Raw genomic sequence first — 15,193 nt, forward strand, 5'->3', positions numbered from 1 at the left:
CAAAAGTGAGCAAACCAGAGCGGCAAATGGCGCTTGGGGCGATGATGTTTTTCCCGGCGGGAGGGCAAATTTCCAGCTGGAGACATCCTGACGCGAATCCCCAAGGACTGCTTGATTTCAATTATTATAGGAACATTGTTCAGACTGCAGAACGCGGGAAATTCGATATGTTCTTCTATGCAGATGAGCTGTACGTGTGGGATCGCTTCGAATCGGGCATTAGCCATGCCATCAGTGTTCGCCCTGAGCCCTTCACCTTGCTTTCGGCGTTGGCCGTTGCCACTGAGCATATCGGACTGGCAGCGACAATATCTACCACCTACAATGAGCCATACCATATCGCCCGGAAGCTGGCGACACTGGATTACCTCAGCAATGGGCGGGCGGCATGGAATGTCGTTACCTCGCAAACGGATGAGGAGGCGCGTAATTTTGGCCGTGACAAACATCTGGAGCATACCAATCGCTACGAACGAGCCGAGGAGTTCGTGGATGTAACGCAAGGGTTGTGGGATAGTTGGGAAGATGATGCTTTGCTCCTTGATAAAGAGAGCGGGTACTTCGCAGATAAGGATAAGCTGCACACGATTCAGCACAAGGGCAACCACTTCCAGGTTCATGGTCCGCTCAATGTGGCTAGACCCCCGCAAGGGTATCCCGTGTTGGTTCAAGCGGGAGCTTCGGAGGCCGGCAAGGAGATGGCAGCAGCTAGAGCGGAGGTCGTCTTCGCCCTGGTCAGCTCTTATTCAGCGGAGGGACTGCTGGCAAGTCAGCAGTTCTATGAGGATCTTAAGGGGAGAATGGCCAAGTACGGAAGAAACCGTGATGATCTGAAAATATTGCCCGGCATTATGCCGATTATCGGCCGGACAGAGGAAGAGGCGAAGGAGCGACTCGCGCTCACGGAGAGCTTGACACCTCCTCAGTTAGGCCTGGATATCCTTTCCCATCATCTTGGCCAGGATGTTTCATCCTACCCGCTTGATGAGCCGCTGCCGTTCCGTCCGGATCTCGATCAATATAATCAGAGTAAAACCGTCCTCAAGGGTATCCTCGATCTGATGGACAAGGGTCTGACGCTTCGCCAGCTATACGAGCGAGTGACTAACAAACGCTCCCTTGCCGGAACACCGAAGCAGATCGCCGACATCATGGAGGAGTGGTTCAAGAAGGGGGCAGCGGATGGATTTAACGTCTCATTCTCCCATCTGCCGGGCGGTCTGGATGACTTCGTGAATCTGGTTGTCCCTGAGCTGCAGCGCAGAGGAGTCTTCCGCACAGAGTATACCGGACGAACGCTACGTGAGCATCTGGGGCTTAAGCGTCCCGCCAATCGTTATGCTAAAGTCCGTGTGTAGCTGAGGTCGAAGCTGACTGCCTTTCGTTCCTTTTATGTTGGGTTGGTTATGTGGAATTGCTTATTTTATGTTCAGAATTTTGTTGTTCTATTATCAAGAGAGCTCTCTTCCTATGCGTCTTCGGACGTAGCGGAGGAGGGCTTTTTTCGTTCTTTGATGAGATTTGGAAATGGGTAGAGAATGAATCCATGCTTTGATGCCCAGTATCTAAATATCTGGTATCAAATTCCTGTGGGATTTATCTTCAATATTCCTTGACGAGAATATTCTTTATGGGGTATATTGTGATCAGCAGGTTGAAAGTCACTCTAAATCAAGGAGATGGTTAGATAACAACCATTAAATGCAGAGGTGAGCAACATGTCCGGCACAAGTCCGGGAATGGATATAACGATGTTGAGTGCTTTAGCTGAACCGAATCGCATGAATATTGTTCAATTGTTGCGCAGCGGTCCTCTGGCCGTGGGCGAAATCGCTGACCAATTAGGACTACGTCAACCACAAGCGTCGAAACATTTGAAAGTGCTTAGCGATAGCGGGATTGTAGAAGTAAGAATAGATGCGAACCGTCGGATATATACACTCCGGCCTGAGCCCTTCCAAGCGATGGATTCTTGGGTGCAGTCCTTCCGTCATCTTATGGAAGAACGGTTCGATAACTTGGATAATTACTTACGTGAACTGCAAAATAAGGATAAGCCGTAATCATATTAGATTGGGAGGGATAGTCACAATGTCAAACAATATGGTGTCAAAAGTAGAGAACGATCGATTCCTGGTACTGGAACGCGTATTCGATGCTCCGCGTGAGCTTGTATTTCAGATGTTTAAGGAAGCTGAGCATATCAAGCATTGGTGGGGACCGAGAGGCTGGGAGATCCCGGTATGCACCATCGATTTCCGTCCAGGCGGTGTATGGCATTATTGTATGAAGTGCGTTGATCCGAATCAAGGTACATTTTATGGCATGGAATCGTGGGCGAAAGCTGTTTATAAGGAAATCGTCGAGACGGAGAAGATCATCTACAACGATTACTTCTGTGATGCCGAGGGTAATATAAATGAGTCCCTGCCATCGACCTTAATGACGTTGGAATTTATAGATCTGGGCGGCAAGACTAAACTAATAAATCGTGCTGAATATACATCGGCAGAGGCGCTTAAAACCGTTATGGATATGGGCATGCTGCAAGGAATCACCGAGACTTGGAATCGCCTGGAAGAGCGATTGGAGTCGTTTAAGTAACGATCTTATAAGTCGACTATCACCTGTATTGTTAGAATGCCAATGCTTGAGATAAATTATTTCACCTAAGGAGTGTACAATTATGATTAACAAAATTGGCCAAGTGATGTTGTATGTAAATAACCAAGATGAATCTAGAGACTTCTGGACAGAAAAACTAGGGTTTGAGGTAATTGCAGATGAAACTAGTGGCCCGGTGAGATTTATTGAGCTTGCTCCAAAAGATGCAGCAACTAGCATTGTTCTTCATAACAAGGATTTCGTTGCTAAAATGAATCCTGGAATGAATCTGGGAACACCTTCTCTAATGTACTTCACGAACAATCTCGATCAGTTATATAGTGATTTGAAGAACAAAAATGTTACCGTTGGAGAAATTGTAGAGCTTCCTAATGGCAGAGTGTTCAACTTCGCAGATAATGAACAGAATTATTTTGCGGTAATGGAAAAAGGACAATAAAGTGAACTGAATTATCAAACGCCCCATATCTACATTGAAGAAGCTCCTGAACTAGCCCTTGCGGCGGTTCAGGAGCTTTTAAGTTGCTCCGGGCTACACTCGACTACTATTTATTTTTTCATTCTCAAAGGTCTGTAGAATGCGCGAATGTCGTTCGCCAGCGCCTCTGGTTCTTCCATAGCGGTAAAATGCCCGCCGGCAGGCATGGTAGTCCAACGAGTAATATTCAGATTTCGCTCAGCCCAGGATTTAGGAGGCAGCACGATGTCTGCAGGAAATATGGCCATGCCTGTTGGAACTTCTATGTGACCGAGTGGCGGCAAGGAGTGAGAATTTTCGTAATACATTTGTGTAGATGATCCTATGGTGTTAGTCACCCAATAGATCATGATATGAGTCAATAACTCATCCTTGCTGTATCTCTGGCTCAGATCACCCTTACAATCGCTCCATGCGCGAAGTTTCTCGATGATCCAAGCAGCCACACCTACCGGCGAATCAGATAGTCCGTATGCAAGCGTCTGCGGCTTGGTAGATTGCATGGATATATAACCGCCCTCATTCGCTAACCATGAAGAAGCGTTCTTCTTATATTGCACTTCTTCTTCAGAAAGTTCTGCATCTTGTGAAGTCATGAGACTTCGTATAAGGCCAACATCCGTTAGATGGATGCCAAATAAAAGTTCTGGCTCATTTGCTGCCAAATACCTAGTCACACCAGAGCCGATATCTCCACCTGCAGCGGCGAATTTTGTGTAGCCTAATTCTTGTGTCATTAACTTAGCCCACATCTGGGAAACACTATAATTGTTAAAGCCAGGCTTAGTAGGGCGACTTGAAAATCCGAATCCAGGCAATGAAGGGACAATGACATCGAAAGCGTCCTCAGGATCACCTCCATGACTAGCCGGATCGGTAAGGAGAGGAATAATCTTTTGATAACGAAGGAAGCTGTCAGGCCATCCATGGGTAAGAATAATTGGCATAGGATTAGGGCCTTTACCACGCTCGTGTACAAAGTGGACATCGATCTCATTGATCTCACAGTGAAACTGGGACAAGCGGTTCAACTTAGATTCTTGTGCACGCCAATCGTAATGATCCCGCCAATAGGAAAGTAGTGATTTTAAAAATCTTAAATCTGTTCCTCTCTCCCAGCCGGAGTCTTCTAACTGATTTGGCAGGCGGACGTGCTGCAGTCTATATTGTAGATCGTCAAGAGTGTCATCGGAGACATGAATATGAAACGGTTTAATAGCCACTATGATTTCCTCCCTGTCTTGATTCATAGCGTTATTATATCCATTGAACTTGTATGTTACACTGGCATAAGTGAAGCAACTAACTATACTATTTGATAGGTGATCATCAGGCCACAGGTTGACAGACACAAGGAACACACCGTGAACATAGAATTTGTAGCCGTAGAGGATTGCAGTATTCTTCCATATCCAGAACGGTTAACGATAATTTTGATTACGTCTGAAAAGTTAAAAGGAATACTAAACGAGCGTCCTATTTCTATTAATTCGCCTGGCATCCATTGCTTGACTGGAGAAGATCATGTGCATATGCTTGAAAAGAATAACGTATCCGCACAATCCTTCAGCTTTCCTCCCGAATTTCTTAACACCAATACGCTTTCCGAAACGAAGGATTACTTTCCTTCAGGACCTAGAATACAAACAGGACGTTCTCTTTTTGAAAGTAATCCTCTGTATAATGGAGTGCCACGTGTAACTGAAAAAGCGTACCCGCTGTTGTTTGAATGGTTCTTCGTGCTAGGTATGGAAGTGCAGGCGCAAAGTGATGACCTCTGGGTGTGCAGAATAAAGAAGTATTATCCGCAAAAAATTACACTCGAAGAGTTGACGAAGTGTGTACATTTTTCATCTTTGCAAATCAAGATTTGAATATTGGTTAATTGTAATTCGAATCAATGAAGTCATTGCAAAATGAAGTTGTATCAATTATTATGGATAATATAGGTCTATAATAATATCAATTGAAAGAGGGGATTAGATAAGTTGTAGTTCTGCAAAAAGTTATGTATCCAAACTCATTTACAAGCCATGAGAACATAAGAAGTGTTACAGTTTTGCGTCTTAATTATGGATATTAAGGGTCTTTATTGTTGTTGTTTAGCGATGGAAAATCAATTTAATTCATTGGAGGAAATAATCATGAGAATCGATGTTTGGTCGGATTTTGGATGTCCTTTTTGTGTGATAGGTAAAAGAAAACTTGAAAATGCACTAGGCAAGTTTGCAATGGGAGATAAAGTAGAAATTGTGTATCGCAGTTTTCAACTTGATCCGAATGCAGAAAATAGAACGCTTAGTACCCAGCAACTTGCCCGGGAAAAGGGAATGAGTGTCAACCAATTGAAAGTCAAGCAAGCACAAGTAGCGGAAATGATTAGAAAAGAAGCAGGACTCGATGTCAATTATGACCAAGTTGTTATTGCGAATACATTCGATGGTCATCGTTTGGCTCATTATGCAGCAAAAGAGGGAAAAGGGGCTGAATTAACAGAACGCCTCATTCGCGCATACCTTTCAGAGCGTATGAATATTGCCGACCATGGCGTGCTTATTTCCTTGGCCAGAGAGATGGGGCTTAATGAACGCGACGTAGCGCAAATGCTTAAATCCGATGCTTATACAGATTCGGTCAAAGCAGACTTCGCCGAAGCTAAGAAGCTAAACATTTCAGGCGTGCCATTCTTCGTGTTTAATAATAAATACACCCTGTCAGGTGCTCAGCCTGAGGAAGTTTTCTTGAATGTGTTGAACTCGGTCTGGGATGAGGAGAAGAAACTTCAGGAATTGGAAGAAAAGAATGTATCAGATGGTGATGATAGCTGCATTGACGGGGTTTGTAATGTGTAATATTAGTCATTATTTCGCAGACGTGCTGCACCTGTTAATATAAGAATACTGTAAGAGAAAAGAGCTGACATCCAACGGTGTAGTTGTTAGAAGAATTTAAACCTGCCGGATTCACTTGAACTCGGCAGGTTTATTTAAATGCACAAATGTAACAATGAATAATCATTATTAATTTCTACATACTAATAAATACATTTCTACTTGCGGGGCCCCAATTCGCCCCCATATAACCTGTCATTCCCTCAAGGCTAACAAAACAGGGGAGTACGGTATACAAAACACCTGACACTGCATTAACCCTAAACGTGATATGAAATCTCATATTTGAGTTATCAATTGGTGTGATCTGGGCCATATCTGGACGTATTGAGTTGGAAGACATGAGGGCATCACTCATTCCCACAGTTGCAATACCTGTAGGAGTTTCCATAGTACTCCTAATCCAGTAGTTTGAAATATGCGTTGCTGATTCTAAATCTGTCCGCTGATCATACGTAATTAGAATTTGATTTGCTGCACTCTGTGTTGCTTCCAAAAGAATTGGATGAGACTTCATCTGACGTTCATTTTGGGCATGAATCATTAGTAATGACCTCCTTAAATTGGATTACTCCACAACCTTTAAATTTTATGATCATTAAATTACTCATATTCCATTAAGTAAGCCATTAGAGTTAAAACAGAAGAAAGGGCAGAACTACTGTACATAGCTTTTTACTCCAGCGTGCTGAGGGTGAGATGTAAAATATAGGAATGGACTAAATCGTCATGTTATAATAGTCGACCTAGATAACAATTCATTATTACGTAGAGTAATATTATGGTGTATAAGAGACGAAGTGAAAAGAATGCGCTTTCAAAAAATGAATGAAGATTAGACTTAAGCGAGAACTCCGATTAGTTTTAGTCAGAGGAATTGAACCTTTATGAGTGAAGTCAGTGATTGCCCAAATATACTTAACGTTATTAAAGTACATTATCATAGCAATGAGCTACAGTGACGCGTTTTGCTACAGAAACATTATTGTATGGTCACTCAGGATATCAGTTACAAAACAATTTCAGGAAAATCGGACTAAAAGTAAAAAATAATAAAAAGGAAATTAAATTGAGTTGTAAAACGGAAACGTAAAAATTACGGCATGAACAAATAGTAAAGTACTAAGTGTGAAAATAACTGTACATAACTAAAGAACATATTGTTCCAGGATTTCACCCATTACTTATTCACAAAACCCGTATTTTGTACATATGTATATAGTTAAGAATAAAGCCCTTCTTCATTACTTATTGTCTGTCGGTCTCAGTGTTTACAAGAACTTGATGTCATAGAACTTTATCCTACTCCCGCTTAGTACGCAAAAAGAAAAACACCATCGGTTTATTCGATGATGTTTTTGAGTGCCTTTTTACATTATATTTTCAACTTGGAAACATACTGAGTCGATATATTCACTGATCATTTTATGTTCATAAGATATTTTATTAACGCAAACTTTGACTGGCACCAAGTCCAATCCTTTTGAGAAGTTCCGTTAACTGAATCTTTTCCTCATTACTAATAAAAGATAAATTTTTTGAAATCACTTCAACTTGTTGAGGAAAGATCTCTTGAAATAAATTTTGACCTTTGTCTGTTAGAACTACTTTTGAAACTCGACGATCTGTTAGACTGGGCTCCCTTTTTACGAATTCCTTCTTTTCAAGCTTATCTACAACGTAAGTGATGCTCCCACTAGGAATAGACAATATTTCACTAATTGTTTGGATTGTGTGAGATCCCTTATTATAAAGAAGTTCCAGAACCATGAAATTCTCTGGACTAATTTCGTAACTCTCTATTTTTTTTACGACATTATCAAAAATAGTTTTACTCGCCTTTAACCAGACCCGGAAAAGTCTTAAATCAATCTGACTTTGTTCATCTCCCTGATACATGCAGCCAAATCCTCCTATTTAACACTAAACATTCCACTAGGATTGCTTTATTTTCTGTATAAAGGATACCCTACTTCAGTCGGTACTTCAATTAAAAAGATGGTCAGATCTTTTTCTAAAGCTTGAATTGCTATTTCTCCAGCCTGTCCTGATTGAACAATAATGAAGTCTTTATGTTCAAATCGAGTTGGTGCTTTTGCATCTAATGAAGCAGCTCCATCGCCTCTAATAGCTAATCCAGCTAATATTCGATTCTCTAAAAGACTATGGGTAAACACCTTACCAGTAGGTATACTGATTTCCCACATCTTCGCATCAGTTACAATTTTCATTGGTGAATCGTGACCAAGTAGTGTCTTAATCGTTATTCCTTCTTTATCGACGATTACAGAAAATTCGTCAGAACGGTATTGAGAATAGGTAGGTGTACGTTTTATTGCCTGGCTTAAATGTGGCTCAAACCAAATTTGAAAAATTTCAGATGGTTCTTTTAATGATTCAGCATGTTGAACCCCAGAGCCAGTTTGCATTAGCTGGGCTCCACCCTTGTCTACAATACTTTCCGTTCCAAGCGTATCACGATGATAAGCTTTACCTTCAATCACATAAGTGATTATTTCAAAACCTTGATGTGGGTGAAAGCCAATTTCTGCAGGTTCATTCGAGTTCGCCCAAGCCCAGTAAAATAATGAGCCTAGCCGATCGATTTTAGAGCCTTCTCCGGAAAAGCCGATCGGTTTTTGCTCTTTAATTTTCCCTCCATCAAACTGCCCTTTAGCTTGATCTTGTGGTTTGATAATTTCAATATTCATTTGTATACCTCCTAAAGACTAAATTAATTTGTTAAGAATTAATAGAATATTTGGCATCATCGTGCCTTTTAGATTATCTTTTATTTTAGTTGCTTCCTCTTTATGACTTCGTTGTATATTTTTTTACGGCTGGCATAATTTCTGTTGCAATAAGCTCAATATTTTTCCTCATTTGATCCATGGTAACTCCGCCTGCATCGATTTCACCTAAGAAACGTTGGTGTCCATACATTTCGTATTGATATAAAATCTTTTCAATAATTTGTTGTGGAGATCCCACCATCAACGCATCCCGATGATCAGTCGCTGCAGCAAATTGTTGTTTAGGATACCCTCCACCCTTTAATTGAATTGTTGCACTATTTAGATGTGGATAATATTCGCGTAACGCGGTTTGACTGTCATCTGCTACATACATTAAGCTTGTTGTTGCTATTGGTAATGTTGCAGGATCAAAACCTCCCTGCCCGGCTGCTTCACGAAAACCATCTACTGCTGGCTTAAAAGCTCTGGAGGGCCCCCCAAGTGTAGTTAACATCATCGGTACCCCTGCGTAACCAGCCTTAATGGCACTAGCCGCCGGTCCCCCTACTGCACGCCAAATAGGCATTGAACCATTAAGTGGCTGTGGTAATATTTCTGCATTATTTAATGTGTTCGGAACTGTCCATTCCAAGTAATTCGTTCTTCTTCGTTAATTTTCAGAAGCAGTTCAAGTTTCTCTTCAAAAAGTTCTTCATAATCTTGTATATTAAAACCAAGTAATTCGTATGCACCTAGTCGGGAGCCTCGTCCTGCCACAATCTCTGCTCGTCCATTTGAAATTAAATCTAGCGTTGCAAAGTCTTCATAAACACGGACTGGGTCCGATGTACTGAGTACCGTTGCAGAGCTAGCAATTTTAATGTTTTTTGTCTCCTGTGCAATCGCACCAAGAATAACAGTATGTGCTTGTGTCGCAAATAGAGGCTGGTGACTTTCCCCTACCGCAAATACATCAAGACCTGCCTCTTCTGCTAGTTTCGCTGTTTCAATTATTTCTTGAATCCGCTGCTGGGCAGAAACCCGTTGACCAGTCAACGGGTTTCTTAAATGATCCCCGATTGAATATAAGCCAAATTCCATTCCTTTTTCAGGATAAATCCGATATTTTTTCATGTAATAACCTTCCTTGAAATTTAATTTATTCCCATTCAATCTAATCAGACGTTCTTATTTTTAACAGCTTAAAATGGAAATGCATTTCTATATTTTTTTGTTTTTTCGACGACTAACTTTGTCGGCGTTATGTCTTCTCCTGACTCATTTACAAGCGTTAAACTAGTCATAGTCGTCAATAGTTGTCCGCGAATTTCACGCAAGTATTCTTGTCTTAAATGTGCTCTTTCTTTCGTTTCTTCAACTGTTAAGCTTTCATTGCGTGCTTTTGCAGCCAGTTCATTAATTCTTTTTAAACTCGAAATCATAACTAATGCTCCTTTCTATGATTTGAAATTATCCTAACATTAGGATATATCGCAAACAATCTAATCATGACTATTTCAATCTTGGTTAAATATTTTTGGCAGTGTGTAAGCAAGTTAATATTTTACTCTTTTATTAATACTTCCTTTGTCCTAGTAATTATCAAAACTAATTCACCATAATATTAGATGTCCTAATATTATTTATCCTAACATTAGGATAAATTTGTGTCAATACACGATTGGTATCTTACTGTTTATCGTGAAAATTAGAGATGAAGAAGAAGAGTACATGCGAGAAAAGGAAGAACGTCTCGCCCTTCCTTCATTTTGGTGTGGGATCAAAAGCCTCATTCATCAAAATAGAATAGAAAACATGCAATCATTCCTCGTCAGTAGAGCCATATAAGGACACGAACTTGTTCCGATAAAATAAAAAAGCCGGCAAAAGAATCACCGGTTCAGCAACTTGGTTTAAATAGATTGGTCTGATCATTATTCGAGCAAAGCAACAACTGTTTTTTTCTAGCCGCTTGAATGCACATCCTGATGCCGTCTTCATCTTTTCCTGCAACTCACTTAACTTCAATAATTCGGTCTTCAACAAGCATTTAAAAAGTACTCTTATTTATTACCGAAGGAGATTGGTTTTCGCCAGTTCGATGATTTCGTTGCCTTGCCCGTTCAAAACGGCTTTCAACATCCACATCGTAAATCCGCGTGCCTGTTCGAAGTTAATCTTCGGCGGCATAGCCAGTTCCTGACGATTGACGACGACGTCCAGCACTACCGGACCGCCATGTTCGAGCGCTCGGCGAACTGCGCTTTCCAAGTCATTCGGATCCTCGACCCGGATTCCTTCGATTCCCATGGCTTGAGCCAGCACCGCAAAGTTTGGATTGTCGAGTTCCGTGCCGAATTCTAAAAAGCCAGCTGCTTTCATTTCCAATTCCACGAATCCAAGCGCACCATTATTAAAGACAACGATCTTGATCGGGAGCTTATGCTGACGAAGGGTCAATAGATCTCCGAGCAACATGGTGAGTCCCCCGTCCCCCGACAGCGATATGACCTGGCGTCCCGGCTGTGCAACCTGCGCCCCAATCGCCTGAGGCATGGCGTTCGCCATTGTTCCGTGGCTAAACGAGCCCAAAAGCCTTCTTTTTCCATTCATCCTCAAGTATCGGGCAGCCCACACAGTTGGCGTCCCAACATCGCAAGTCAGAACGGCATCCTCATCTGCGAGATCGCTGATTACCTTCATGAGGTATTGCGGATGAATAGGCGCCCGGCCGGGATTTGCAAGATTGTCCAGTTCCTCGCGAACTTTGGCATAATGTGCGGCAAAGCGCTGCAGATGATCAGGGGAGTGCGGTTCCTTTAAAAAGGGTAACAGCATTTCGACCGTCGTCTTCACGTCTCCGCACACCCCGTATGCGAGCGGCGTTCGCCGGCCTAGGCGGGAGGAATCCAAATCAACCTGAAGGATGGTCGCTTCTTGCGGATAAAATTGCCGGTATGGAAAATCGGTGCCCAGCATGAGTAAGACATCGCATTCCATCATGGCATGGTATCCGGAAGAATATCCAATGAGGCCGGTTAATCCGACGGAATACGGGTTGTCGTATTCCAGATATTCTTTTCCTCGGAGCGCTATGACCATCGGGGATTGCAGCTTCTCGCACAGCTTCATGAGTGAAGCATGAGCTCCTGCACAGCCGGCACCACATAGCAAGGTTATCCTCTTACCTTTGTTTAAATAGTCAGCAAGCGTCTTCAATTCGTCTGTAGAAGGGCTGACAATCGGCCGGGTGGAATGGATGACGCGTTCCGGAACCGAACTTTCGTCGTATTCGAAAGCGGCTACATCACCAGGAAGAACTAAGACAGACACTCCCGACCTTGCCGTCGCGGTTTGCATCGCCATCGTAACCGCTCGAGGTATTTGCTTCGGCCCGGTTACGACCTCACAAAAGAAGCTGCATTCTTGAAACAACATGTCCGGACGGGTCTCTTGAAAAAAGCCGCTGCCGATTTCACTGCTCGGAATATGAGCGGCAATCGCAAGTACTGGTACCCGGTTTCGATGGCAATCATACAATCCGTTAATGAGATGCAAATTACCTGGTCCGCTGCTACCCGCACATACGGCGATTGCCCCGCTGAGGGTGGCATCCGCGCCAGCTGCGAACGCTGCAACCTCTTCGTGGCGGACGTGGATCCATTCTATTTTTCCGGAACGACGAATCGCATCAAGCAAGGCATTGAGCGAATCACCGATAATGCCGTAAATCCGCTTCACGCCGGCATTCAGAAGGGATTCCACAATGGAATCCGCTATCGTTCTTCTCAAGGGAATCTCTCCTTTCTATTTTTATTATATTGCCATAATACGAGCAGCCTATTCTTGATTTCACAACGATTTAAGACTGAACCAAGAAGAAAGTGCAGAAATCCACATCTTGGAGTTGTTGGTTAAGCAAATAACAAAACAAGGTCCTGTCCTTAGCGAAGGAGAAGACCTTGTAGCAATAGTATGAAAAATCAATTCCTCTCTGTCGTGGTCAAATTTGCCGTGCCCGTCTTTATCCGTATGCGTGCGGTTTACGATCTCTGTACTTTTGCAGTTATAATTGCTTGCTGAGGAGGTCGACTACTGCTTGCACCGATGCACCCTTCTCTCCGCAATCTAAAATTTCTTCCCCTTACCGTGAAGAATCTTCATCTCTCCGTTTTCATAACCCACCGTGTAACTCACCCGGTAATTTTGATAGATGGTACCGCTCTTCCGCCGCTCTTCGGCAGTAATGTCCACCTTGACCAAAGTACTGTCCGCTTGCTTTTCAAGGGAGGGGCGTCCGAGTGTAATGTAACCGGTATTCAGGTATCCCTCTCGGAACTTCTCATAGCTTGTTCCACCCTGCCATTCGCTACCCAAAAGAGAATAGGCTGTAACATAATCACCATTGTTCAGACATTGATAGAAAAACGAGACAATATCCCGCTCGTCCACTATGACTCCGTCATGATCTGTACCATAATCATTTGTACCAGCCACATCTGGAAGTTTGCTCATCGGGGTCTTAGACCACTCTCTGGCCTGCTGCAGAATGCTTGCGATCGGTATACTGAACCCGAATCCTGACTCCTCGGTGACGGAAGCCGAATTAATGCCCAGCACCTCTCCCGTTTCAGCGCTAACCAGTGGTCCTCCGCTATTCCCGTGAGTAATGGGTGCAGAGATTTGGTACAAATTGCTGTATGTATAAGGATCAATATCAAAACTGCGACCAAGTCCGCTAATAATACCCGTTGTCACCGTATTCTCCAGTCCCAGCGGGCTGCCAAGTGCGAGAATTTCGTCCCCTACTGCTGCTTTGTAACCTTCTGCTAAAGGAAGCGGCTTGAGCTTCTTAAGCTCCTGAACACGAACCACAGCAATATCCGTGTCCGTGCCGATTCCAATGACTTTCCCTTTATATTCTTCATGATTCAGTGTTCGAATCGTCACTTGGGACGAACCAGCTACGACGTGGGCATTCGTCAACAGGTCGCCTTGATCGTTATATAGAAAACCTGACCCGAGTCCGGTCCCACTTTCGATAGTGACCACCAGCTTCTGACTGTCATCAATGATGGCTTTCCGAGTCTTTACCGGCTGTGTCTTGATAGTCTCTGTGGTCGTCTTCAATGGGGCTTGTACCGCAAGTAGCGGTTGCCCAGTCAACTGGTTCTCGGCCGTCCGGTGAATCATGTAGGCGCCCCCGCCTCCCAAACCAACAAGAACCAGACATGTTAATGTGCTTATCCAAATTCCTTTACTCATGTTCTTCGATACTCCTATTCTAGATACCACGATGCATTGGCAGCCGAGACCTGTACCTGTTGATACACCCCATAGTATGAGGTTGAAAACAATCCTGATTCTCCAGGATTCAGCTTATACGGTGAAACGTCAGCATATGTACTTCCAATATAGCTTCCCGAATCGCTGCTATAAATCTCCAGATAGAGGCTAATGGAATAGATTGGGCGAGTGGCGGTGTTCGTGACTGTCCCAGTGATTGAGAGATCACCGTAATCATCAAGAATCACTTGGAGATCTGACACATTGACCGCTGCCGTGCGGTTCTTCAAATCTTCTTCCGCTGCTTTCTGCTCGGCAAGTTGTATACGCTTCGCCTGAGCCTTCTCGAATTCCCGTTTTGCTTCAGTAATTTGCTTACGATATGCCGTCAGCTTCTCATTATCCGAGTTATAAAACAATCCAGTATCCACTTCTGCCAGCGCTCCGGCAAAGTCTTTCTTTCGCAGCTTGGCCTCAGCGGATGAATAACTAATCCCGGTAATTTTGTTTATAATCTGTGCTTTGACTGCTGCAGCTTCCTGGCCATTAAGACTGCGAATGCTATCCAACTTGTCCGCCAATGCACTAATTGTACTCAGTTTATCCAGTTCGCCCTTGATGCGAAGCACTTTCAGCATCGTTTGCTGTTCTGCAAGTCCCTTCTGAAGGGGAGCGAATAGCGGTTCTTCCCGCTTGCCGATCATGTTCGCAATATCTTTCAGCGATTTCTCGCCTTCATTTAGTTTCTGTGATTTTAACTGATTAGGGACAATATCCAACCGAGATTTAATTTGAGCGGCTTTGACCGCCAGTTCCCGGTCCCGAGTCAGAGCAGCGTAGCTGGGTCTTTTTTCAATAGCCTGCTCCAGTAGTTGAACCGCATCCGAATAACGTCCAGTCAAAGCCTCCTTCTTCGCGTTCTGCTGTAGAGTCATTACCTCCTGATTCATGGACAATTCATGATTGTAGTAAAGCATAAGTCCCGTACCAATGACCCCTGCAAGCAATAACGGAATGACCCACTGGAATACCCGGCTACTGCCTTTCTTAGAAGTAGATGTTGACGTCCCTTGCAGCGCAATCTCTTCTTGCTTTCCGGCCGAAGTGTTCGGCTGCCGAAGCACCTCTGTATCTGCAGCCATCTCCAGAACGGCCAATCTCATTTCTTCTGTTAACAA

Annotated in this window: 14 protein-coding genes and 1 pseudogene; 6 read left to right on the plus strand and 9 right to left on the minus strand. The window is 43.4% G+C overall.

From position 1 onward, the window contains the following. Positions 1-5: 5 nt before the first annotated feature. From ACFVRY_RS21595 to ACFVRY_RS21610, 4 genes are all read left to right on the plus strand, one after another. Complete coding sequence (locus ACFVRY_RS21595) at positions 6-1,358, plus strand: LLM class flavin-dependent oxidoreductase (protein ID WP_387502360.1); 1,353 nt, start codon at positions 6-8, stop codon at positions 1,356-1,358. Between the two features lie 360 nt (positions 1,359-1,718). Further along, positions 1,719-2,063, plus strand: coding sequence for an ArsR/SmtB family transcription factor (locus ACFVRY_RS21600; protein ID WP_387502361.1), 345 nt, complete (start codon positions 1,719-1,721; stop codon positions 2,061-2,063). 28 nt (positions 2,064-2,091) lie between these two features. Next, positions 2,092-2,604 carry an SRPBCC domain-containing protein gene (locus ACFVRY_RS21605; RefSeq protein ID WP_387502362.1) on the plus strand — a complete coding sequence of 171 codons (513 nt, stop codon included), beginning with the start codon at positions 2,092-2,094 and terminating at the stop codon, positions 2,602-2,604. A gap of 82 nt (positions 2,605-2,686) precedes the next feature. Beyond that, on the plus strand, positions 2,687-3,064 hold the full coding sequence (locus ACFVRY_RS21610; RefSeq protein ID WP_387502363.1) for a VOC family protein: 378 nt from the start codon (positions 2,687-2,689) through the stop codon (positions 3,062-3,064). A gap of 110 nt (positions 3,065-3,174) precedes the next feature. On the opposite strand, the gene ACFVRY_RS21615 is transcribed toward ACFVRY_RS21610, so the two are convergent. Next, on the minus strand, positions 3,175-4,353 hold the full coding sequence (locus ACFVRY_RS21615) for an epoxide hydrolase family protein (RefSeq protein WP_387502364.1): 1,179 nt from the start codon (positions 4,351-4,353) through the stop codon (positions 3,175-3,177). A gap of 114 nt (positions 4,354-4,467) precedes the next feature. Here ACFVRY_RS21615 and ACFVRY_RS21620 point away from each other — a divergent pair, with 114 nt between their 5' ends. Next, positions 4,468-4,977 (plus strand): hypothetical protein, encoded by a 510-nt coding sequence (locus ACFVRY_RS21620; protein ID WP_387502365.1) that lies wholly within the window; start codon positions 4,468-4,470, stop codon positions 4,975-4,977. Between the two features lie 270 nt (positions 4,978-5,247). After that, on the plus strand, positions 5,248-5,955 hold the full coding sequence (locus tag ACFVRY_RS21625; RefSeq protein ID WP_387502366.1) for a DsbA family oxidoreductase: 708 nt from the start codon (positions 5,248-5,250) through the stop codon (positions 5,953-5,955). A 175-nt stretch (positions 5,956-6,130) separates the two neighbouring features. On the opposite strand, the gene ACFVRY_RS21630 is transcribed toward ACFVRY_RS21625, so the two are convergent. From ACFVRY_RS21630 to ACFVRY_RS21665, 8 genes and pseudogenes are all read right to left on the minus strand, one after another. Next, positions 6,131-6,538, minus strand: coding sequence for a hypothetical protein (locus ACFVRY_RS21630; RefSeq protein ID WP_387502367.1), 408 nt, complete (start codon positions 6,536-6,538; stop codon positions 6,131-6,133). Between the two features lie 902 nt (positions 6,539-7,440). Then, the gene (locus ACFVRY_RS21635) at positions 7,441-7,893 is read right to left on the minus strand and encodes a MarR family winged helix-turn-helix transcriptional regulator (protein ID WP_387502369.1); all 453 of its coding nucleotides are present in this window, start codon (positions 7,891-7,893) and stop codon (positions 7,441-7,443) included. A 47-nt stretch (positions 7,894-7,940) separates the two neighbouring features. Next, entirely contained in the window at positions 7,941-8,705 is a 765-nt protein-coding gene (locus ACFVRY_RS21640) for a pirin family protein (protein WP_387502371.1), read from the minus strand. Positions 8,706-8,805: 100 nt separating this feature from the next. Next, positions 8,806-9,863 (minus strand): annotated as a pseudogene (locus ACFVRY_RS21645) (LLM class flavin-dependent oxidoreductase). Between the two features lie 68 nt (positions 9,864-9,931). Further along, on the minus strand, positions 9,932-10,171 hold the full coding sequence (locus ACFVRY_RS21650) for a DUF896 domain-containing protein (protein ID WP_387502372.1): 240 nt from the start codon (positions 10,169-10,171) through the stop codon (positions 9,932-9,934). Between the two features lie 628 nt (positions 10,172-10,799). Continuing rightward, positions 10,800-12,521, minus strand: coding sequence for a ubiquinone-dependent pyruvate dehydrogenase (gene poxB, locus ACFVRY_RS21655; RefSeq protein WP_387502373.1), 1,722 nt, complete (start codon positions 12,519-12,521; stop codon positions 10,800-10,802). 336 nt (positions 12,522-12,857) lie between these two features. Then, the gene (locus ACFVRY_RS21660) at positions 12,858-13,994 is read right to left on the minus strand and encodes a S1C family serine protease (protein WP_387502374.1); all 1,137 of its coding nucleotides are present in this window, start codon (positions 13,992-13,994) and stop codon (positions 12,858-12,860) included. Between the two features lie 14 nt (positions 13,995-14,008). Beyond that, positions 14,009-15,178 (minus strand): FxLYD domain-containing protein, encoded by a 1,170-nt coding sequence (locus ACFVRY_RS21665; RefSeq protein WP_387502462.1) that lies wholly within the window; start codon positions 15,176-15,178, stop codon positions 14,009-14,011. Between the last annotated feature and the right edge of the window lie 15 nt (positions 15,179-15,193).

Source organism: Paenibacillus sp. NPDC057934 (assembly GCF_042887565.1).
Lineage (GTDB): Bacteria > Bacillota > Bacilli > Paenibacillales > Paenibacillaceae > Paenibacillus_AQ.

Coding starts and splice junctions, on each gene's coding strand:
- ACFVRY_RS21630 (WP_387502367.1), bottom strand. CDS start 6,538: ATGATTCATGCCCAAAATGAACGTCAGATGAAGTCTCATCCAATTCTT.
- ACFVRY_RS21605 (WP_387502362.1), top strand. CDS start 2,092: ATGTCAAACAATATGGTGTCAAAAGTAGAGAACGATCGATTCCTGGTA.
- ACFVRY_RS21660 (WP_387502374.1), bottom strand. CDS start 13,994: ATGAGTAAAGGAATTTGGATAAGCACATTAACATGTCTGGTTCTTGTT.
- ACFVRY_RS21635 (WP_387502369.1), bottom strand. CDS start 7,893: ATGTATCAGGGAGATGAACAAAGTCAGATTGATTTAAGACTTTTCCGG.
- ACFVRY_RS21665 (WP_387502462.1), bottom strand. CDS start 15,178: ATGAGATTGGCCGTTCTGGAGATGGCTGCAGATACAGAGGTGCTTCGG.
- ACFVRY_RS21650 (WP_387502372.1), bottom strand. CDS start 10,171: ATGATTTCGAGTTTAAAAAGAATTAATGAACTGGCTGCAAAAGCACGC.
- ACFVRY_RS21610 (WP_387502363.1), top strand. CDS start 2,687: ATGATTAACAAAATTGGCCAAGTGATGTTGTATGTAAATAACCAAGAT.
- ACFVRY_RS21600 (WP_387502361.1), top strand. CDS start 1,719: ATGTCCGGCACAAGTCCGGGAATGGATATAACGATGTTGAGTGCTTTA.
- ACFVRY_RS21615 (WP_387502364.1), bottom strand. CDS start 4,353: ATGAATCAAGACAGGGAGGAAATCATAGTGGCTATTAAACCGTTTCAT.
- ACFVRY_RS21625 (WP_387502366.1), top strand. CDS start 5,248: ATGAGAATCGATGTTTGGTCGGATTTTGGATGTCCTTTTTGTGTGATA.
- ACFVRY_RS21640 (WP_387502371.1), bottom strand. CDS start 8,705: ATGAATATTGAAATTATCAAACCACAAGATCAAGCTAAAGGGCAGTTT.